A 20,699-nucleotide genomic window follows, 5' to 3' on the forward strand; every position below is an offset into this window, starting at 1 on the left:
TGTTCCCCCGAGCATCACTTCGCGCAGACACGGACCAGGTCCGAGGCCGACTCCCGAATCCCCCGATTCCGGTGACGAACTGCCTAACAAGAAGCTAACAGACGAGGTGTCGGGTCCGCAAGCGCGGGGTGCGACGGATCTCGCCGGGCCCGACGTACTAGTGCGATGGTCGTATGGCGAGGCGTACCCCGGGTCGACGAGATTGATCTTCGTCGCCGACGCCCGGTCGGTGGCTCACCCGTCCGATCACCACGGAGCCCCGCATGTCCCGCATCCGCACCACCGCCGCCCAGGGCGTCGCCGCGGCGGCCCTCGCCGCCGGCGCGCTCGCGCTGCTCGCCCCCGCCACCGCCGAGGCGAAGACGACCGGCAACGGCGACTTCGCCGCCACCGTCAACGGCACGACCTACAACCCCGCCGCCGGCAAGGACGTCAAGCTCAAGGACGTGACCGTCGGCGGGCGCATCGCCGTGCGCGGCGTGAACGTCCGCTTCGACTTCGACACCACCACGCTCGGCGTGTACGACTACGCGCTCACCGGGGCGCCCACCGCCGAGCGCATGGTCACCTCGCCGACGGTGATCTTCGCGTCGAAGGTGCCCCAGCTGACCGCCGCCCAGCTCGCCCGGCCGACGCTCACGCAGCTCGAGATCAAGGACGACACGCTCACCGCCATCGTGTCGACGGCGGCCGGCAAGATGAAGGTCCAGGCCAAGGACTCCGCGACCGGCGGCATCTTCCAGATGGAGCCGGAGTTCGGCTCCAACGTCACGATCGAGCACAAGCTCGGCCCGACGCTCTTCTACTTCGTCAACCAGTACACGGGCAAGATCAACTTCGGGGACGGGCTCGACCCCGTGGCCTCCGGTCCGGGCGCCCACCAGATGCTGCTCGGCAAGGACAGCCCGCAGGTCGCGACCAAGACCTTCCAGGACGGCAGCACCACGCGGTGGAGCGTCGCGTCCGGCGGTCGCATGGGCGGCGTGCTGGGGGAGGACGCGATCGAGCTCTCGGCCGGCGCGACCAACTGCACCAGCCAGTGCCAGGCACAGAACCGGATCCACGGTTCGCTGCCCGTGCCGCCGCTGCCCACCGACCCGACCCCGATCGGCAGCTGACCCGACCGGACGTCGTCGCCCCGGCCCACCTCGGGCCGGGGCGATGTGCGGTCGAGGCCGCGTCGCGCGCCCCGCTGTCGGTGGGCGCTGTCACACTCGCCGCCATGGAGCGACTCGGGAACAGTCAGATCGTCGCCGCCGGTCTCGCCGACTGGCGCGCACTCGGCCAGGGGCTACACGCCCGCTACCTGCTCGACGATCTCGCCGCCGGCGCCGCGTTCGCCGTCGACGTCGCGCCGGTCGTCGACGGCGCGGCCGACGGTGTCGAGCTGCGGCTGCGGCCCGGCTCGATCGACCTCACGCTGTACACCGTCGAGGACGGTCGGTGGGTCACGTCGCGCGACGTCGACCGTGCCCGCGGCATCAGCGAGATCGCGCGCCGACGCGGCCTCACCGCGGCGCCGAGACAGGTCGCCCAGTTGGAGCTCGCCCTCGACACCCCGAGCCACGAGCGGGTCGGCCCGTTCTGGGCGGCGCTGCTCACCGGCGACGCCGGCAACACCGTGTACGACTCGGTCTTCGACCCCAGCGACCGCGTGCCGGCCGTGTGGTTCCAGATCACCGACGAGCACGAGACACCGCGGCAGCGGTGGCACTTCGACCTCTGGCTCGCTCCCGAGGTCGCCGACGAGCGCATCGCGGCGGCCGTCGCCGCCGGCGGCACCCTCGTGTACGACGGCCACGCCCCCATGTTCACGATCCTGGCCGACCCCGACGGCAACCGGGTGTGCGTGTGCACCAGCACGGGGCGCGACTAGCGGACCCCCTGCGGCTCGCCGGCGTCGTCCGGTTCTCCGGCGTCGTCCGCGGTGACGCCGACCTCGCGCCACGCGGCCTCGGCGAGGGTGAGCAGGGCGAACGCGGCGAACGCGACGGCGGCCGCCAGCAACAGGTAGCGACCGAAGGGCGCGGCCCGCACGGTGTCGAGGGCGGCGTCGACGCCGCCGGTCTTGGCCGGTTCCGCGGTGACGGCGGCGTAGACGACCAGCACCCCGGCGAGCGTGAAGACCAGCCCGCGGCCGATCGACCCGACGCCCCCGGCGATGCGTACCGCGCGGCCGAGCCAGGGCCGGCCGGGCGGCAGGTGCAGCGAGTCGAGGAACGAGGCGCGCACGCCCTGCGAGCCCAGGAACAGCCCGACGACGATCACCACCACGCCGACCGCGCCGACGAGCCAGCGCCCCGCCGCATCCTGCATGATGCGGGCCGACAGCGTCCGGTACCGCGGCCCCTGGCTGGCGGCGGCGTCGTCGCCGAGCAGCACCGCGAGCGCCATGTAGCCGAAGGGCAGGTAGCCCAGTCCCTCGGCCGCCGCGAGCCACCGCTGCGCCGCGGTGTCGTCCGAGCCCCCGTCGGTCCATGCCGAGACGAGCCGCCACGTGACGTAACACGACACACCGACCACGAGGACGAGCAGCGCCACCACTCCTGCGGGGTTCGCGCCGAGGACCCGGATACCCGAGGCCTGGTCGGTGTTCGCGCGTCGCGCCCCCGCCGCCAGCTGCACCACGAGCACGGTCAGCGTCAGGTACACGACCACGCGCGATCCGAGACCGAACCGCGCGGCGGCACTGCCCAGCGAACGCGGCCACGGCCGCGGCATCCTCACCGCGGGCCGCCGTCCCCGTCGAGGAAGTTGACCAGCGCGTCGGCGACCTCGGGCCGGCCGGCGGCGGTGACGTGATCGCCGGGCACCTCGACCACCGCTGCGCGCGGCAGCGTGGTGGCGAGGTCCCGAGCGTCGGCGACGTCGTCGTCGGACCCGGTGAGGACGAGCGTGGGCACCGTGATCGTGCGCAGCTCGTCGGCCGGCGTGCTCACCGACGACGCGAGCAGTGCCCGCAGCGCGGCCCGCGTGGCCTCGTCCTTGCGCCGCCACTGCTGGGCGAACCAGCGCTGCACCGGGGTGCGGTCGCCCCCCGCCGCGTCGGAGAGGACGTGACGCGCGACGCTGGTGCGCGCGCTGCCGGCGACGTGCGTGAGCGCGCCGAGACCCTGGCCACCGAGTACGGCGCGGCGTACGGGCACGCCGCGCAGCAGCAACCGGGCCACGGTGCGCGCGCCGAGGGAGTAGCCCGCCGCGGCGAGATCGTCGTCGCCGGCGAGGCCGAGGTGGTCGAGCAGCACGACCAGGTCGTCCACGAGGACGTCCGGCGGGTAGGCGGCGAGGTCGGTCGGCGTCGCGCTGCGCCCGTGGCCGCGCAGATCGGGCACCACGACCCGGTGGCCGGCGGCGACGAGCGCGGCGGCGTGACCGTTGCCGATCCAGTTGGCCGTGCCCGAGGAGAAGAAGCCGTGCACGAGCAGCACCGGACGGCCCGCGCCGAGCTCCCGGTAGGCGAGCCGCGTCCCGTCCGACGCCGTGAAGTACTCGGGGGAGGGCAGCGGGTCGGGACGGGACACCCGTCGATCCTGCCCCACCGGGACGTGCCACGATCGTGGTCCGATGCAGACCCCGCGGGACGTCACACTCGCCGAGCTGGCCGGGCCCGACGCGGCGGCGGCACTCGCCCGGTTGCGCGCGCACGCCCCGGTCACCCGGCTGGCCGAACTCGACGGCTGGCTGGTCACGGGGCACGCACCGGCGCTCGCGGTCATGCGCGACGCCGCCCACTTCACCGTGGCGGACCCACGCTTCTCCACCGCCCGGGTGGTGGGGGCGAGCATGCTGTCGACCGACGGCGCCGAGCACCGTCGGCACCGTCGGCCTTTCGCGGCCCCGTTCCGCGCCGCCGAGCTCGAGCAGCGCTTCGGCGGCGAGGTCGCCCGGCTGGCGACCGGCCTCGTCGCCCGGCTCCGGCCCGCCCGTGCCGCCGACCTGCGGACCGAGTTCGCCGGCCCGCTCTCGACGGCGGTCGTGGCGCACACGCTCGGGTTGCGAGACATCGACGTCCCCACCGTGCTGGGCTGGTACGCGGCCATCGTCGCCGCGGTGACCGCGCTCAGCGCCGGCGACCGGCCGACGGGGGAGGAGATCGCGGCGATGCGCGATCTCGCCGTCGCGGTCCGCGGTGGACTCGGCCACGACGCGTCCTCGGTGCTCACCGGGGCGCGCGGGTCGCTGCGCGACGACGAGATCGTGGCCAATGCGGCCGTGATGATGTTCGGCGGCATCGAGACGACCGAGGGGATGATCGCGAACCTGGTGACGCACCTGCTCGCCGACCCCGCCGCGCTCGACCGGGTGAGGGTCGAGCCCGACCTGGTGCCCGTCGCGGTGGAGGAGTCGCTGCGACTGGAGCCGGCTGCGGCCGTCGTCGACCGGTACGCGACCGCGGACGTCGTGCTGGCCGGGGCCGCGATCGCGGCGGGCGACCTCGTGCGGGTGTCACTCGCCGCGGCGAACCGCGACCCCGCCGTCTTCGACCGCCCGGACGAATTCGAGCTGGATCGAGCAAATTCGCGCTCCCAGCTGGCGTTCGCCCGCGGCCCCCACGCGTGCATCGCCATGGATCTCGCCCGGCTCGAGACGCGCGTCGGGCTCGGCGCGCTGCTCGACGGCCTGCCCGGACTCCGTCCGGTCGCCCCGGCAGCGGCGGCGGGGCTCGTGTTCCGCAAGCCCGCCGCGGTGCGCGTGCACTGGGACTTCTAGGCGGTGTGCGTCGTGTCGGCGATCTCGCCGACGACCTCCTCGACGACGTCCTCCAGCGCGACCACGCCGACGCTGCGACCGTTCTCGACGACGTGGCCGAGGTGGCTGCGCGCTCGACGCAGCGTGGTGAGCACGTCCGGCAGTGGCATCGCGACGTCGACGGCGGGCATGGCGTGCCGGAACCGGGCCGGCATCGCGACGTCGCTCACCAGATCGCCCACGAGCGCGTCCTTGACGTGGACGAAACCGACCAGTCGATCGCCGCGTCGAATCGGGAAGCGCGAGAAGCCGGTCTCGGCCGCCAGCCGCTGCACGGCGTCGGCGGTCGTGTCCGGGTCGACGGTGACGAGCTCGGCGGCCGGGACGACGACGTCACCGGCGGTGCGGTCGCCGAAGGACAGCGCGCTGGTCAGGCGCTGGTGCTGGCCGGCGTCGAGGTACCCCTCGCTGCGTGATTCCGCGAGGATGTCGGCGAGTTCTTCCGGCGTGTACGCCGACTTGAGCTCGTCCTGCGGCTGGATGCCGAGCAGCCGCAGCGATCCGTTCGCCAGCGCGTTCAGGCTGCCGATGACCACCCGGGTCGCGCGGACGAACGAGTCGAGGGCGGGGACGAGGATCAGCGCGGCGCGTTCGGAGCTGGCGAGCGCGATGTTCTTCGGCACCATCTCGCCGAGCACCATGTGCAGCAGGACGACGAGGGCCAGTGCGATGGCGAACGCGATCGGGTGGGTGAGCCCGGCCGGCACGTGCAGGGCGTGGAAGACGTCCTCGAAGAGCACGGCGACCGCCGGCTCGGCGACCGCGCCGAGACCCAGCGAGCACAGCGTGATGCCGAGCTGCGCGCCGGCGAGCAGCAGCGACAACCGACGCAGCGCGTCGAGGACGCGGACGGCGCGCTTGTTGCCCGCGTCGGCGAGTGGTTCGACCTGGGCGCGGCGCACGCTGACCGCGGCGAACTCGGCACCGACGAAGAACGCGTTGCCGATCAGCAGCAGGACCGCGACGAGCAGGTTGAGGACGGTCACGACGCGACCTCGGCCCCGGTCGGCCCGGCGTCGGCGGCGGTCCCACCCGCGTCGGCCAGCCGGACGGTCACGGTGTCGATGCGCTTGTCCTCGACGTCGGTCGCGGTGAGGGTCCAGCCGTCGACCTCGACGGTGTCGCCCGGCCGCGCGAGCCGGCCCAGGCGGGCGAGCAGCAGTCCGGCGAGGGTGTCGTAGGGGCCCTCCGGAGCCGTGAACCCCGGCACGCGCTCGGCCGCCTCGTCGATGCGCAACCGGGCCGACAGCTCGACGACGTCCGCGGCCCGGCGCACCTCGTCCGACGCCTCGGCGGTGTCGTGCTCGTCGCGGACGTCGCCGACGAGCTCCTCGACGACGTCCTCGAGCGTGACGATGCCGGCCGTGCCGCCGTACTCGTCGACGACGACGGCCATCTGCAGCCCCGGTTGCCGCAGCCGGGCCAGCAGCGGGCCGAGGCGCAGCTGCTCGGGCACCTGCGGGATGGGGGCGACGAGCTCGCGGACCGACGTCGTGTCGCGCCGCTCGGGCGGCACCTGGATGGCCTTCTTGACGTGGACGACGCCGGCGATGTCGTCGATGTCGCGCAGCCCGTCGACGACGCGCACGACCGGGAAGCGGGAGTGCCCGGACTCCCGCGTCGTGGTGAGCAGATCGGTGACGGTGGCGTTCTCGTCGAGCTCGACGACACGGTTGCGCGGGGTCATCACCTCGCCCGCGACGCGCTCGCCGAAGGCCAGCGACCGGGCGAGCAGCTGCGCGGTGGCGCCGGGCAGCGTCCCCTCCTCGGCGGAGGTCCGGACGAGGCTGCCGAGCTCGGTGGCCGAGCGGGCCGAGCGCAGCTCCTCCTGCGGCTCGATGCCGAGCCGACGCACCACGAGGTTCGCCATGCCGTTGCACGCGGCGATCAACGGCCGGAGCAGGCCGGTGAACGTCCGCATCGGACCGGCGATGCGGCGTGACACCGGCGTCGGGTGGGCGATGGCCCAGTTCTTCGGGATCAGCTCGCCCACCACCATCTGCAGCACGGTGGCGGCGACGAGCGCCACCACGACGCCGATCGTCTCGCTCGCCGCGTCGGGGAGGCCGAGACCGGTGAGTGCGGGGTGCAGCAGATCCGAGATCGACGGCTCGGCCAGGAACCCCACCACGAGGGTGGTGATCGTGATCCCCAGCTGGGCGCCGGAGAGCTGGAAGGACAGCGTGCGGACGGCCTGCAGCGCCCGGCCGGCCGCGCGGTCGCCGTGCCGTTGGGCGTTCTCGAGCTCGGCGCGGTCGGCAGCGACGAGCGAGAACTCCGCGGCGACGAACAAGGCGGTGCCGAGCGTCAGCACGATGACGGCGGCGAGCCCGACGAGGGCGAGGGCCACGGGGGTCGTCTCTCCTAGCAGCTGTGCGGTGACTGGGTCTGGCTGTTGTACCCGCGCGGCGCGGGCTGCCAGCTGTCGATCAGGTGTGCGTCGCGTCCCGGCCGACGGCGGCGCGCATCGCGGCGGCGACCGCGGCGGCCCGGCCGTCGGTGAGGACGTCGTCGAGCAGCAGCGGGGTGCCGTCCGGACCGCTGAGCGGGACCTGCCAGTTCGGGTGCTGCTGCTGCGTCGTCCCGGGCTGGTTCTGGATGCGCCGGTCACCCACGGCATCGGTGAGCGCGGCGCACCGCAACAACGACGGTGCCCGGCCCAGCAGCCGGTGCAGCGAGAGCACGGTTTCCTCGTCGTCACCGGTCGGCAACCCGGCGTCGCGGACGACGGACAGCCAGCGCTCGATCGCCGCGCGGTCCGCGCCGAGCTCCTCGTCGTAGTCGCGGGTCAGCAGGCCCAGCTCGTGACGCAACCGCACGTGATCGCCCGCCAGGTAACCGGTCGTCGGCGGCAGGTCGTGGGTGGTGACGGACGCGAGGCAGAGCTCGCGCCAGCGCTCGGGTGACAGCGGCGCGTCGCCGTCGTACTCGAACCAGAGGATGGACGTGCCGAAGATCCCGCGTTCGCGCAGGTAGTCGCGCACCCACGGTTCGACGTTGCCGAGGTCCTCGCCGATCAGCACCGCACCCGCCCGGGCCGCCTCGATCATGAGGATGCCGATCACCGCGTCGTGGTCGTAGTGGACGTAGGTGCCGGCGAGCGCGGGTCGGCCGCGCGGGATCCACCACAGCCGGAAGAGCCCGATCACGTGGTCGACGCGCAGCCCGCCGCTGTGCCGCACGGCCGCGGCGAACAGGTCCCGGAACGGCGCGTAGCCGAGGGCGGCGAGGCGGTCCGGACGCCACGGCGGCTGGTCCCAGTCCTGCCCGGTCTGCGAGTACGCGTCCGGCGGCGCGCCGACGGTGACGGACGTCGCGAGCTCGCCGGGCAGGGCCCAGGCGTCGGCACCGGTGGGGTTCACGCCCACCGCGACGTCGTGGACGATGCCGAGCCCCATGCCCGCCTCGACCGCCCGTCGCTGCACCCCGGTCAACTGCTCGTCGAGCAGCCACTGGGACCACGCGAAGAACGTGACCAGGGGCTCGTGCTCCGCGGCGAAGGCGGCCACCGCCGCGGTGCCCGGGGTCTGCAGTCCGGCCGGCCACGCGTCACGCACGTTGCCGTGGACGTCGGTGATGGCGCACCACGTGGCGAAGTCGCGCAGCGCGACCCCCTCGCGCTCGCGGTAGGCGGCGAACGCGGCGGCGCGCGCCGCGGTGGGCGCGACGTCGTGCAGCACCTCGAGGGCGGACCGCTTCGCCGCCCACGCGGCGTCGCGGTCGAGCAGGTCGCCGGCGGCGCTGCGCACGTCGGCGCCGAGGTCGTCGACGCGGCTGCGGGTGGCGTCGTCGAGCCGGCCGTACTCGGGGACGTCCTCGACGTGGAGGTACATCGGGTTGCCGAAGCGCCGCGTCGTCGGCGAGTACGGCGACGGATTCATCGGGGCGACGACCTCGGCCGCGTGCAGCGGGTTCACGAGGACGAAGTCGGCGCCGTGCTCGCGGGCCGCCCACTCGGCCATGGTGCCGAGGTCGGCGAGGTCGCCGATGCCCCACGAACGACGTGAACGCACGCTGTAGAGCTGGGCGGCCAGGCCCCAGGCCGGCCCGCTGCGCAGCCGCGGCGGCAACGGCACGCGTCGGGGCGGAGCGATCACCGCGCAGCCGCTGTCGCCGGCGGTGAGCCGGTGGTACCCGACGGGGAGGTCCGCCGGCAGCGTCACCACGCCGTCGACGGCGGCGAGCTCGGTCGTCGTGCCGTCCTCGCGCGTGAGCGTCACCCCGGTCGCCGACGTCGCGACCTCGACCTCGTCGCCCTCGCGCGCCACGGCGTACGGCGGCAACGGGCGGGCGGCGCGCTCGGCAGCGAGGCGGGCCAGCTCGCCGCGGCAGGCGTCCCCGGACGAGGCGTCGGCACCGAGCGCGGCGAGGACGGCCCGCAGCGTGGCGTCGTCGACGGCCGCGTGCTCGCCCTGCCAGCTCCACACCTCGGCGTCCACACCGTAGGCCGCGGCGAGTTCGTGCAGTGGATTCACCGACCCAGTATCGACGAGGGCCGCACCGGCGGTCGTCAGCCGCACCAGGGTGGGGCCAGTACGGCGCCGTCATCGGTCGTGGCGCGGAGGCCGACGGTCGTGGTGACCCACGCCGAGCCCCCGTCCGGTCCGCCGGAGACGCGCAGCCGCGCCGCGGCGGGGACGAGCACGACCTCGCCGGGTACGAGCCGGTGTGTGTGGTCGTCGACGGTCACCGCGAGTTCGCCGCTGAGGCCCAGCAGAACCTCCTCGCGGTCGGGCCGGTGCGACGTGCCGTCCAGGGCCGCGGGAACGGTGAGTCGCCAGGCGCACAGCTGCGTGCTGCCTGCGGCCGGGCGGACGTAGGCGTCGAAGCGGTTGCCGTGGAGCTCGAAGACGGCGGGATCCATGAAGCCTCCAATGGTCAAGCAAGTTGACTATATGGTCAAGCTAGCTGACGATCGCGGCTGACACAATGACGGCGTGATCGACTCCGACTGGGCCACGGCGACCGCGCTGCTGCGATGCAGTGCGCAGCTCGTCGACGGCATCCAAGCCGGCCTCGTCGCGCGCGGCTTCACCGACGTGCGGCCCGCGTACGGGTTCGCGTTCGCCTTCCTGTCGGGCGGTGCGGCGTCCGCGTCCGCGCTCGGCGAGCACCTGGCCGTCAGCAAGCAGGCCGCCGGCCAGCTCGTCGACCAGCTCGTCGCCCGCGGCTACGTCGAGCGGCAACCGGACCCCCGGGACGGACGGGCCTGGCTGCTCGTGCTCACCGACCGGGGCTGGGCCTGCACCCGCGCGGCGGAGCAGGCGGCCGGGGACGTGGTCGCGGGGTGGCGTGCCGTGCTGCCGTCGCCGGAGTTCGCGGCGTTGTCGGCGGCGGCCACGCGCATCGGCGGTTCCGGCCGGCTGCGACCGTCGTGGTGACGACGCGATCGTGGACTCTTCTGCTCGAATTGCGAGCAGAAGAGTCCACGATCGGTGATCAGACCAGCTTGTAGACGGTCTGGCCGCCGACGGTGGTGGCGGTGTAGTGCGCCTTCACCCAGGCGGTGATCTGCGAGGCGACACCGCTCTGGCCGCCGCCCTGCCCCGTCCCCGCGACGAAGTAGGTGATCTTGCCGGCCGCGACGTAGGCCTTGAACTGCGCGAGCGTCGGGGAGTTGTCGCTGCCGCTCCAACCGCCGATCGCGATGACCGCCTTGCCGCTGGACAGGATCAGCTCCGCCGCGGACTGGTCGCCGACGGTGGCGGCCGCCCACGTGGTGGTGGTCGCCCGCAGCGCCGTGGTCAGCGCGGTGCTGCTCGTCGTCCCGCCGCCGCTCCCACCACGGGTGGCGGCGCCGCTCACCGACATCGACCGGGTGCCCGACGACGAGGTGGAGGTCGCCGACGGCCTGCTGCCCGACGGCTTGCTGCCCGACGGCTTGCTGCCCGACGGCTTGCTGCCCGACGGCTTGCTGCCCGAGGGGGCCTGGCCGCCCGTCGAACCGCCGGGGCCGCCGTTGCCGCTGCCCCCCGTTCCGCCACCCATGCCGCTGGACTGCGCGGCGGTCGGGCCGACGGTGGGGATGCTGCCGTTGTGCGCGCTCGCCGCGGTGGCGAGGCCGAAGGACGCCGTGCCGATCAGGCCCGCCGCGAGCGCGGCCACGACGACGCCGCGGGCGGCGCGGCCGAGACGGGGCACCAACAGGCCGGCGGCGGCGAGCACGGTGGCGACGAGCACGGCCCACCGCAGCTCCGGGTGCCAGTCGGACACCCGGCCGAGCAGCACCCAGCTCCACGCGCCCGCGGCGGCGACCACGGCGACCAGGCCGAGCCGGCCGGCGACGGTCGCCCGCGCCCGCCACAGCGTCGCGCCGCCGATGGCGACGAGCGCGGCGATCGCCGGGGCCAGCGCCACCGTGTAGTACGGGTGGATGGTGCCCTTCATGTAGCTGAAGATCAGCCCGGTGACGATCAGCCAGCCACCCCAGCCGAGCAGTGCCGCCCGGGTCCGGTCCGTCCGCGGCGCCCGGCCGGTCAGCACCAGCCCGGCCACGAGCGCGACGAGCGCCGCCGGCAGCAGCCACGAGATCTCGTTGCCCATCTCGCTGCCGAACAGCCGCGTCAGGCCGGTGGCCCCGCCGAAGCTCGACCCCGCGGTCCCGCCACCGCCACCACCGCCGCCGTTGCCCTCGCTGCCGAACAGCCGGCCGAAGCCGTTGTAGCCGAAGACGAGGTCGAGGACGGTGTTGTCGGTGGAGCCGCCGATGTAGGGGCGCGACCCGGCCGGCCACAGCGCGACGACGACGAGCCACCAACCGGCCGAGACGACCAGCGAGAGCCCGGCCAGCAGCGTCTGCCCGATGCGTCGGCGCAGCGACGTCGGCGCGGCGATCAGGTACACGAGCGCGAAGACGGGGAGCACGAGCAGGCCCTGCAGCATCTTGGTCAGGAACGCGAAGCCCAGCGCGCTGCCGCACAGGGCCAGCCACCGTCCGCTCGCGGCCTCGAGGGCCCGGGTCAGCGCGTACGCCGCGGCGACGAGCAGCAGGGTCAACAGCGCGTCCGGGTTGTCGAAGCGGAACATCAGCACGGCCGCGGGGGTGAGCGCGAGCACCGCGCCGGCGAGCAGGCCCGCGCCGTGCCCGGCCACCCGTCGCACCGCGCCGTAGAGCAGGCCGACAGCGGCCACGCCCTCCAGTGCCTGCGGGACGAGCAGGCTCCACGAGTTGAAGCCGAAGATGCGCGCCGACAGCCCCATCACCCACAGCGAGGCCGGCGGTTTGTCGACGGTGATGGAGTTCGAGCTGTCCAGCGAGCCGAAGAACCACGCCTTCCAGCTCTGCGACCCCGACTGCGCGGCCGCCGCGTAGAAGCTGTTCGCGTAGCCGGACGCGGAGAGGTTCCAGAGGTAGAGGACGGCGGTGAGCGCCAACAGGATCAGCAGGGCCGGGCGCGCCCAGCGGGGGTCGTCGGCGCCACCGCGCACGAGACGCGCGGCGCGGCCCCGGTGCGGCGGTGGGGACGAGGGCGGGACGGTACGGGTGTCGCCGTCGTCCGCGCGTGACGCGGTCGAGGGCGGCGGGGTGAGCGTCGTGGTCATGGTTGTCCTTCGATCAGCAGGAGCGACTCGACCACGAGCGTCGTCCGCGCCGGCTCAAACCGGCCTCACCGCGACGTCAACCCTGCGCTAGCGCCACCTGGGCACGTGCTGTGCGCCTCGGGAAGGACCCCCGCGCCCCCACGACGACGGCGAGGGCGATCAGCGCGGTGAGCGCGGCCAGGCCGGGCAGCAGGCCGAGCTGACCGCCGGCGTAGAGGCGTTCGCCCAGCAGCGCGCCGCCGCCGATCCCGATCTGGAAGGCGACGACGTAGAGCGCCGAGGCGGAGTCCTGGGCGTGCGGGGCGACCCGCAGGATCGCCGACTGCAGCGAGACCGGCACCGCCGAGAACCCCACGCCCCACGCGAGCACGGCGAGCACCGTGCCGACCGTCCCGGGCGTCAGGGCGATCGCGACCAGCGCGGCCACGGCGATCCCCACGAAGCCGGCCAGCCCGGGCCCGGGGCGCCGGTCGACCGCGCGACCCCCGACCAGGTTGCCGATCAGCCCCGCGCCGCCGTAGCCGAGCAGCAGCGCGCTCAACGCGAGGCCGTCGAGCCCACCGGCGCGGTGCACGAGCGGGGCGATGTAGGTGTACGCGGCGAAGTGCCCGATGACCACCACGGCGGTCACGATGCAGACGACGCCCACCCCCCGGTCGCGGACGACCCCGACCGCCGCGCGGATGCGGGCCAGGGGCGGCACCGTCCGCTGCGTGTCAAGCGGCGGCAGCGCCGGCAGCAGCCGCAGCAGCGCCACCGTCGCGACGGCGCCGGCCACCGCCATCAGTGCGAACGACGCGCGCCAGCCGGCGAGCTGGCCGAGGGCAGTGCCCAGCGGGACGCCGGCCACGAGGGCGATGGAGTTGCCGACGAACACGAACGACGTCGCCCGGCCGACCTGTCCCGGCGGGGCGAGCCGGGCCGCGACCGGGCCGAGCGCCGCCCAGAACACGCCGTGGGCGAGGGCGGCGACGAGCCGCGACGCGGCCAGGACCTCGAACGTCGGCGCGACGGCCGCCAGCACCTGCGAGACGGTGAAGACCGCGACGCAGAGCGCGATCAGACGGTTGCGGGAGACCCCGATGGTGAACGCCGTGAACGGGATCGCGGTCAGACCGGCGACCGCCGCGTAGGTGGTCATGAGCAGACCGACCTGCGCCTCCGGCACCGAGAGACCGTCGGCGATCTGCGGCAGCAGGCCCACCGGCAGCGTCTCGGCCGTCACGTAGGCGAAGGAGCCGAAGCCGAGGGCGGCGAGCGGCGCTCGCCGGAAGGCGGCGTCGGTACGGTCGTCGAGAACAGCGGTCACTGCAACAAATATACTCCAAGACAGAGTTAATTTCGGTCGAGTGGTGGAGGCAACGTTCGATGGGCATGTCGCCGCGCGCGGCCGAGCTGCTCCGGGTGGTCCACGAGAGCCCGGGGACGACACGGGCCGACGCCGCCCGCGCCATCGGGATCGGCACCGGCGCGGCGACCGAGGTCGTGGCGCAGCTGGCCGCCGCCGAGCTGGTCGGCGAGCGGCCGGCGCAGCGGACCGGCGGTCGGGGTCGGCCGACGACCGTGCTCGTTCCCCACGAGCGCGGCCCGCTCGTCCTCGCCGTCTCGATCACGCACGAGGCGTGGCTGCTGCAGGCGGTCGAGATCGGCGGGGCGGTGGTCGCCGGCGCCGGCAGCGCCGAGACCGGGTCGGGTGACGACGACGCGGACGGTGCCGGCCGGGACGCGCCCGTCGTGCTCGCCGACATCCGCGCGGCGGTGACGCGGCTGCGCCGCCGCTTCCCCCGGCGCGTGCGTGCCATCGGCGTCGCCGCGCCGGGCACGGTGGCCGGCACCACCGTCGGCCACGCGACCGGACGGAGCTGGCGCAACCTCGACCTCCGCGCGATCTGGCCGCGGGCGGAGTTCTTCGTCGCCGGCAACGACGCCACGCTGGCGGCGGCGGCGGAGTCCTCGCGGGGTGCGGCGGTGGGTGCGGAGGTCGCGCTGCACATCCGGCTGCAGGCCGGCGTGGGCGGGGCCGTCGTCGACCGAGGTCGAGTGCTGACCGGCGCGCACGGCTTCGGCGGCGAGTTCGGGCACGTCCCGCTCGGCGACCCCGCCGTCACCTGCCCGTGCGGGGCGTCGGGCTGCTGGGGCACCGCCGTCGACGGCTCCGCGCTCGCACGGTTGCTGGGCCGGCGCGAGCCGCGCGACCCGGTCGCCTTCCTCGATCGGGCGGCGTCGGCCGCCTCGACCGACGCGCGCACCCGCGCCGCCGTCGGGGCGGTGGTCGACGCGCTGGGGCGCGGCGTGGCCGGTTTCGTCAACGCCATCGACCCGGACGTCGTGACGCTCGGGGGCAGCGCGGTCCCGCTCATGCGGGCCGAGCCCCAGCGGCTCGCCGCCGCCTACGACGCGGGCCTCATGCGCGTGCGGCGGGACGCCCCGCCCATGCTGCTGCCGGCGGCGCTGGGGGAGCAGGGCCCGGTGACCGGAGCCGCCGAGCTGGCCTGGCAGGCCGTCTGGGCACACTTGTGATCCGACCCGGGGAGGCAGCCGTGCCCACGTTGACGACGACCCACCACGCCACCGCCGCGGACTACGGCGACCGGACGGTGCTGACGCTGGCCGCGCCGACCACGCGCCCCGCGCTCGAGTGGGCCCGCGCGATCATCGAGCGGGCGCCGCTGCCGCTGCGTCGTGGCCTGCCGCCGGGATGGCGCGTCCTCGGGATGGACTTCGCCGCGCCGCCCGCAGCGGCCGTCCCGGCGCGGGTGCTCGGGTGGCCGGTGGTGAGCGAGGCCGCCGACCTCGTCGTGCTGGGAGCGCATTCGCGGCTGGGGTTCGACGCGCGGCTGTCCGTCGCCGTCGACGGCCACCGCGTCGCCTTCGCCACCGCGATCCGCCACGGCAGCAGGGCCTCGCGGCTGCTCTGGCGGGCCATCGCCGCGGGGCACCGGGCAACCGTGGTGGTGATGCTGCGTCGCGCCGCACGCGAGCTCGGTGACCCGTCGGAAAGCGGCACGCCTCGTTCCTGATGGGCGGCTAGCCTCGTCGATATGACGCAGACGTCGGCGCGGCTGCTCACCCTGCTCTCGCTGCTGCAGGCGCCGCGGGAGTGGCCCGGGCCGGAGCTCGCGCGACGGCTGTCGGTCAGCACCCGCACCGTCCGCAACGACGTCGAGCGGCTGCGCGACCTCGGCTACCCGGTCGAGGCCACCCGGGGTGCGGTCGGCGGGTACCGGCTCGCCGCGGGCACCGCGATGCCGCCGCTGCTGCTCGACGACGAGGAGGCCGTCGCGGTGGCCATCAGCCTGCGGACCGCGGCCGGCGGTGCCGTCGCCGGGGTCGAGGAGGCCGCGCTCCGGGCGCTGACCACGCTGCAGCAGGTGCTGCCGGCGCGGCTCGCGCGTCGGGTCGACGCGGTGCAGGCCGTCACCGCCACCGTGCGTCACGGCGCCACCCGCGGCTCTCCCGGGCTGGACGGCGCCACGCTCGGCGTGCTGACGGCGGCGGCGCGCGACCGCGAGGTCGTGCGCTTCGCCTATGCCGACGCCGCGGGGGTCGGCAGCGAGCGACGGGTCGAGCCCTATCGGCTCGTCAACTGGGGACGCCGGTGGTACCTCGTGGCCTTCGACGTCCACCGCGACGACTGGCGCACGTTCCGCGTCGACCGGGTCGCGCAGCTGCGTCCCGTCGGTCACCGCTTCGCCCTGCGCCCGCTCCCGGCCGAGGACATCGCCGCCTGGGTCGCGCGCAAGACGCGGTCGGTGGCGCAGCCGTTCCGCGCGACGGTCGTCGTGTCGGCGGCCGCGGACGACGTGACGGCCCGCATGGGCGGTTGGGCCGAAGGTGGCGTCGAGGCGCTGCCCGACGGTCGCTGTCGGCTCAGCGTGGGGGCGCGCAACGCGTCCGACCTCGCGATCTGGCTCGGCTTCCTCGACGCCGACTTCGAGGTGGACGCGTCGCCCGAGCTGGCGGCCGCCCTGCGCGCCCTCGGCTCCCGGCTCGTGGCTGCGGCTCGGTGACCGCGTCCCCGGCTCCGGGGCCGATCATGCGGGGCTCGCATCGTCCCCCGGGCCGCGGACGCGGTTGGATGGGGCGGTGACCGTGCCCGACGACGTGCTCGCCGAGGTGGCCGCCGCCGGGGCGCGGGACGCCGGCGGCCTGCCGGTCGGCCTGCTCGGCGACTTCCTCGAGACCGTGAGCGCGGCGGTCGTCGCGGGGGAGCAGGTCAGCCCGACCGCGCTGCGGGTCTACCGCGGCCTCGGTGACCGCGCGGCGCGCGACGGTGTCGCGTTGCGGGCGTTGCTCGACCTCTACCTCTCGGCTGCGTGGCGGTTGTGGCCCCACCTGCCGCCGGTCCGCGACGCGGCCCGGCGGCCCGCCGGTGTCGTGGCCGCCGGCGAGGTGATGCTGCACGCCGCCGACGACGTCGTCGCCGCGCTGGCGGAGGGCTATCAGCTGGCTCGGCGCGCGCTCGTGCGCTCGCAGGAGTCGGCGCGGCGCGAGTTCATCGACGACCTGCTCACCGGGACGGCCGACGTGGTGAGCCTGCTGCACCGCGCGGACGGCTTCGGCCTGGACCTCGCCGGCCCGCACGCCGTCGCGACGGTCGCGGCCGAGCGTGCCTTCGACGACGGCATCCCGCTGCTCACCTCCCTCGACCGCGCGATCCAGGGCATCAAGGGCGACGCGCACGCCCTGCTGGCCTCCAAGGAGGGTCGGCTCGTCGTCGTCTTCGCCGCGCCGGACCGGGCAGCGATCGACCATGTCGTCGGCCGCATCGGGAACACGCTCGACGCACAGCGTGACGGCCGGATGTCGATGGGACGGTGGCGCATCGGGCTGGGTCGGCCAGGCCCCGGCGCCGACGCCGTCGTCGCGTCCTACCGCGAATCGCTCGACGCGCTCGAGCTCGCCGAGCGGCTCGGCCTCCCCGGCCGGACGATCGACGCGCGGGACCTGCTCGTGTACCAGCTGCTGCTGCGGGATCGGGCGGCGCTGGCCGACCTGGTCGAGAGCACCCTGGCCGGGCTGCGCGACGCGCGCGGCGGTCCCGGGCCGCTGCTGGACACGCTGATCGCCTACTTCGCGGCCGGGGGCAACACGGCCGCGTGCGCCAGGGAGCTGCACCTGTCGGTGCGCGCGGTGACCTACCGGCTGCAGCGCGTCCACGGGCTCACCGGGCTCGACGTCGACCGGCCCGCGGACCGGTTCGCGCTGCACGTCGCGGCCTTCGGGGCGCGGCTGCTCGACTGGTCCACAGCGAGCACCTGAGTTCGACGGGGTAGTTGCCGGGAACCGGCAACGAGAGACCCCCGATGCGTCCGGTTCGGGCCTGGGGAGGCACGTTCCCGGCAAGCAGACTGGTACTCGAACATCACCGCACGAGTACTAGGAGACCTGCGATGAACGTCCCACTCTGGGCGTGGCTGGCCTTCGGCGCGATCGTCGTCGTCGCGCTGGCCGTCGACCTGCTCGCCCACCGCGGCGCCCACGTGATCGGCTTCAGGGAGGCCTCGTGGTGGAGCGCCGTGTGGGTCGGCCTCGCGCTGCTGTTCGGCGTCGGCGTGTTCGTCGGCCTGGGCAGCGACGCCGGCGTCGAGTACACGACGGCCTGGCTGCTGGAGAAGAGCCTGTCGGTCGACAACCTGTTCGTGTTCGCGCTGATCTTCGGCTACTTCAAGGTGCCGCGCGAGTACCAGCACCGCGTGCTGTTCTTCGGCGTCATCGGCGCGCTCGTCTTCCGGGGCATCTTCCTCGCCGCCGGCGTCGCGGTCGTCAACAAGTTCACCGCGATCCTGTTCGTCTTCGCGGCGGTGCTGCTCTACAGCGCGTACAAGCTGATGAAGGACGAGGACGACACCTACGACCCGAGCAGCAGCCTCGCGCTGCGGGTGATGCGCAAGTTCGTCCCGGTGCGCGACGAGTACGCCGGCACCAGGTTCTTCGTCAAGGAGGCCGGCAAGCGCGTGGCGACCCCGCTGCTCGCGGTCGTCGTGGCGATCGAGGCGGCCGACCTGATCTTCGCCGTCGACAGCGTGCCCGCCGTCCTGGCGGTCAGCGACGACGCGTTCATCGTGTACTCCAGCAACGCGTTCGCGATCCTCGGCCTCCGCGCGCTGTACTTCCTGCTCTCCGGCCTGCTCGACAAGTTCCACTACCTCGGTAAGGGCCTGTCGATCGTGCTGGCCTTCATCGGCGTCAAGCTGATCCTGCAGGCGAGTCACAAGGTCATCAGCACCTCGGTGCCGGAGATCCCGTCCCCGGTCAGCCTCGCGGTGATCATCACGGTGCTCGCCGGCGCGATCATCCTGTCGATCAAGCGGCCGCTGCCGCCGGAGGAGGACGCGGACGACGGCGTCACGGCCGCGGCGCAGCCGTCGCCCACGGAGCTCACGGCTGACCCACAGCAGCGCTGAGCAGGCTCGGCACGGACACCCGCCCGATTTCCACCCACCACCCAACCCGCAGCACCGATTCGAAAGGACCGATCACCATGGGCGTCAGCCTCAGCAAGGGCGGCAACGTCTCACTCACCAAGGAGGCGCCGGGCATGACCAACGTGCTCGTCGGCCTCGGGTGGGACGCCCGCACCACCACCGGGGACGACTTCGACCTCGACGCGTCGGCGATCCTGCTCGACGCCGGCGGCAAGGTCGTCTCGGACAAGCACTTCGTCTTCTTCAACAACCTGGCCTCGCCCGAGGGGTCGGTGCAGCACACCGGCGACAACCTCACCGGCGAGGGCGAGGGCGACGACGAGGCGATCAAGGTCAACCTGCCGGCGGTGCCGGCCGAGGTCGACAAGATCGTCTTCCCGGTCACGATCTACGAGGGGGAGGCGCGGCGGCAGGGCTTCGGCCAGGTGCGCAACGCGTTCATCCGCATCGTCGACGAGGCCAACAACGGCGAGGTCGCCCGCTACGACCTCACCGAGGATGCGTCGAACGAGACCGCGATGGTGTTCGGCGAGCTGTACCGCAACAACAACGAGTGGAAGTTCCGCGCCGTCGGCCAGGGCTACTCGTCCGGGCTCGTGGGGATCGCCCGCGACTTCGGCGTGAACGTCTGACGCACCACGGTTCCACCGCACTCCGCCGCGGCCCCGTCGCTCGCCGACGGGGCCGCGGCGCGTCCCGGGGGGAGCGTCCGACCGCCGCGCCGCGCGTTGTTGCAGGCCGATTGCAACAAGCTGGCCGCGCCGCTAGCGTCGGATCTCGTGACCTCAGCTCCGGCCGTCCGCGACACCGGCACCGGCACCGGCCGGGACACGATGCTCTCGCGGTTCCGCGGCACGCTGACCCGGGCCGACCGGCGCTCGCTCGCCGGGATGGCCGGCTTCATCGTGCTGCTGCACGTCCTCGGTCTCGGCGCGCTGTTCGGCTTGGTCATCCCCGGGCACTACCAGCTCGGCGGCGACCATCCGGTGTTCAACGTGGGGGTCGGCGTCCTCGCCTACACCTTCGGGCTGCGGCACGCCTTCGACGCCGACCACATCGCCGCCGTCGACAACACGACGCGCAAGCTCATGGCCGACAACGTCGACCAGGAGATGCGAGGCGACGAGGAGACCCGCAAGCCGCTCTCGGTCGGGTTCTGGTTCTCGCTCGGCCACTCGACGATCGTCTTCGCCCTCGCCTTCCTGCTGACGGTGGGCGTGAAGGCACTGGCCGGACAGGTCAAGCACGAGGACTCGGAGCTGCACTCGGTCACCGGCATCATCGGCGTGTCGGTGTCGGGCACATTCCTCTGGATCCTCGGCGTCCTCAACCTGATCGTGCTCGTCGGCATCGTCAAGGTGTTCCGGCGGATGCGCACCGGCGAGTACAGCGAGGAGGAGCTGGAGGACCACCTCAACAAGCGCGGTTTCATGAACCGCTTCCTCGGCGGCCTCACGAGGTCGGTGCGCAAGCCGTGGCACATCTACCCGGTGGGCGTGCTGTTCGGGTTGGGCTTCGACACCGCCACCGAGGTCGGACTGCTGGTGATCGCCGGGGGCGCGGCCGCGCTGGACCTGCCGTTCTACGTGATCCTCGTGCTGCCGGTGCTCTTCGCGGCCGGCATGTGCCTGATGGACACCATCGACGGCGTCTTCATGAACGCCGCCTACGGCTGGGCGTTCATGAGACCGGTGCGCAAGGTCTTCTACAACATCACGATCACCGCGGTGTCGGTGGCCGTCGCACTCGTCATCGGCAGCATCGAGCTCGTCAGCGTGCTGGCCGACCAGGCGAAGATCGAGTCCGGGCCGCTGCGGGCGATCGCAGACGTGCCGCTGGACTACGCCGGGTACGCCATCGTCGGACTGTTCGTGCTCGCCTGGGTCGTCGCGCTGCTCGTGTGGAAGTACGGCCGCATCGAGCAGAAGTGGACGGCGCACCTCGCGCCGCCGCAGGACTGCGTGGACTGACCACCGCCGC

At 73.9% G+C, this 20,699-nt stretch carries 19 protein-coding genes; 11 read left to right on the forward strand and 8 right to left on the reverse strand.

All coding sequences use genetic code 11. The features are described from left to right. Positions 1–263 precede the first annotated feature (263 nt). A complete protein-coding gene (locus tag BUE29_RS19405; protein ID WP_073392110.1) occupies positions 264–1,118 on the forward strand; it encodes a hypothetical protein in 855 nt (284 codons plus the stop codon). Positions 1,119–1,222: 104 nt separating this feature from the next. Further along, on the forward strand, positions 1,223–1,876 hold the full coding sequence (locus tag BUE29_RS19410) for a VOC family protein (protein WP_073392111.1): 654 nt from the start codon (positions 1,223–1,225) through the stop codon (positions 1,874–1,876). Here BUE29_RS19410 and BUE29_RS19415 read toward each other — a convergent pair. Together BUE29_RS19415 and BUE29_RS19420 are read right to left on the reverse strand one after the other, a co-directional pair. Beyond that, positions 1,873–2,721 carry a DUF1206 domain-containing protein gene (locus BUE29_RS19415; RefSeq protein WP_073392112.1) on the reverse strand — a complete coding sequence of 283 codons (849 nt, stop codon included), beginning with the start codon at positions 2,719–2,721 and terminating at the stop codon, positions 1,873–1,875. The genes BUE29_RS19410 and BUE29_RS19415 overlap by 4 nt on opposite strands. Before the next feature lie 2 nt (positions 2,722–2,723). Continuing rightward, on the reverse strand, positions 2,724–3,521 hold the full coding sequence (locus BUE29_RS19420; protein ID WP_073392113.1) for an alpha/beta fold hydrolase: 798 nt from the start codon (positions 3,519–3,521) through the stop codon (positions 2,724–2,726). A gap of 43 nt (positions 3,522–3,564) precedes the next feature. Between BUE29_RS19420 and BUE29_RS19425 the strand changes: the two genes are divergently transcribed. Beyond that, positions 3,565–4,710 (forward strand): cytochrome P450, encoded by a 1,146-nt coding sequence (locus BUE29_RS19425; protein WP_073392114.1) that lies wholly within the window; start codon positions 3,565–3,567, stop codon positions 4,708–4,710. Here the strand turns inward: BUE29_RS19425 and BUE29_RS19430 are convergent. The 4 genes from BUE29_RS19430 to BUE29_RS19445 form a co-directional block, all read right to left on the reverse strand. Further along, complete coding sequence (locus tag BUE29_RS19430; RefSeq protein WP_073392115.1) at positions 4,707–5,735, reverse strand: hemolysin family protein; 1,029 nt, start codon at positions 5,733–5,735, stop codon at positions 4,707–4,709. The genes BUE29_RS19425 and BUE29_RS19430 overlap by 4 nt on opposite strands. Beyond that, the gene (locus BUE29_RS19435) at positions 5,732–7,099 is read right to left on the reverse strand and encodes a hemolysin family protein (protein ID WP_073392116.1); all 1,368 of its coding nucleotides are present in this window, start codon (positions 7,097–7,099) and stop codon (positions 5,732–5,734) included. Before BUE29_RS19435 ends, BUE29_RS19430 begins: the two co-directional genes overlap by 4 nt. A gap of 79 nt (positions 7,100–7,178) precedes the next feature. After that, positions 7,179–9,224 (reverse strand): 4-alpha-glucanotransferase, encoded by a 2,046-nt coding sequence (gene malQ, locus BUE29_RS23265; RefSeq protein ID WP_234971528.1) that lies wholly within the window; start codon positions 9,222–9,224, stop codon positions 7,179–7,181. A 35-nt stretch (positions 9,225–9,259) separates the two neighbouring features. Beyond that, the gene (locus BUE29_RS19445; RefSeq protein WP_200800321.1) at positions 9,260–9,631 is read right to left on the reverse strand and encodes a cupin domain-containing protein; all 372 of its coding nucleotides are present in this window, start codon (positions 9,629–9,631) and stop codon (positions 9,260–9,262) included. A 55-nt stretch (positions 9,632–9,686) separates the two neighbouring features. Between BUE29_RS19445 and BUE29_RS19450 the strand changes: the two genes are divergently transcribed. Then, entirely contained in the window at positions 9,687–10,130 is a 444-nt protein-coding gene (locus BUE29_RS19450) for a MarR family winged helix-turn-helix transcriptional regulator (RefSeq protein WP_073392118.1), read from the forward strand. A gap of 58 nt (positions 10,131–10,188) precedes the next feature. On the opposite strand, the gene BUE29_RS19455 is transcribed toward BUE29_RS19450, so the two are convergent. Continuing rightward, complete coding sequence (locus BUE29_RS19455) at positions 10,189–12,291, reverse strand: ArnT family glycosyltransferase (protein WP_073392119.1); 2,103 nt, start codon at positions 12,289–12,291, stop codon at positions 10,189–10,191. 76 nt (positions 12,292–12,367) lie between these two features. Beyond that, a complete protein-coding gene (locus BUE29_RS19460) occupies positions 12,368–13,600 on the reverse strand; it encodes an MFS transporter (protein WP_073392120.1) in 1,233 nt (410 codons plus the stop codon). Positions 13,601–13,659: 59 nt separating this feature from the next. Between BUE29_RS19460 and BUE29_RS19465 the strand changes: the two genes are divergently transcribed. From BUE29_RS19465 to nicT, 7 genes are all read left to right on the forward strand, one after another. Next, on the forward strand, positions 13,660–14,811 hold the full coding sequence (locus BUE29_RS19465) for an ROK family protein (RefSeq protein ID WP_200800322.1): 1,152 nt from the start codon (positions 13,660–13,662) through the stop codon (positions 14,809–14,811). A gap of 20 nt (positions 14,812–14,831) precedes the next feature. Beyond that, a complete protein-coding gene (locus BUE29_RS19470; RefSeq protein ID WP_084181479.1) occupies positions 14,832–15,311 on the forward strand; it encodes a hypothetical protein in 480 nt (159 codons plus the stop codon). A gap of 21 nt (positions 15,312–15,332) precedes the next feature. Continuing rightward, positions 15,333–16,301: a helix-turn-helix transcriptional regulator gene (locus BUE29_RS19475; RefSeq protein WP_073392121.1), complete on the forward strand. Its 969-nt coding sequence runs from the start codon at positions 15,333–15,335 to the stop codon at positions 16,299–16,301. A 76-nt stretch (positions 16,302–16,377) separates the two neighbouring features. Beyond that, positions 16,378–17,553, forward strand: a complete 1,176-nt coding sequence (locus tag BUE29_RS19480) for a PucR family transcriptional regulator (RefSeq protein WP_084181481.1) — start codon at positions 16,378–16,380, stop codon at positions 17,551–17,553. 131 nt (positions 17,554–17,684) lie between these two features. Then, positions 17,685–18,698 carry a TerC family protein gene (locus BUE29_RS19485; protein WP_073392123.1) on the forward strand — a complete coding sequence of 338 codons (1,014 nt, stop codon included), beginning with the start codon at positions 17,685–17,687 and terminating at the stop codon, positions 18,696–18,698. 77 nt (positions 18,699–18,775) lie between these two features. Further along, positions 18,776–19,351 carry a TerD family protein gene (locus BUE29_RS19490; RefSeq protein WP_073392124.1) on the forward strand — a complete coding sequence of 192 codons (576 nt, stop codon included), beginning with the start codon at positions 18,776–18,778 and terminating at the stop codon, positions 19,349–19,351. Positions 19,352–19,552: 201 nt separating this feature from the next. Continuing rightward, the gene (nicT, locus tag BUE29_RS19495) at positions 19,553–20,689 is read left to right on the forward strand and encodes a Nickel transporter NicT (protein WP_073392206.1); all 1,137 of its coding nucleotides are present in this window, start codon (positions 19,553–19,555) and stop codon (positions 20,687–20,689) included. The last annotated feature ends 10 nt before the right edge of the window (positions 20,690–20,699 follow it).

Source organism: Jatrophihabitans endophyticus, from assembly GCF_900129455.1.
Taxonomy (GTDB): domain Bacteria; phylum Actinomycetota; class Actinomycetes; order Mycobacteriales; family Jatrophihabitantaceae; genus Jatrophihabitans; species Jatrophihabitans endophyticus.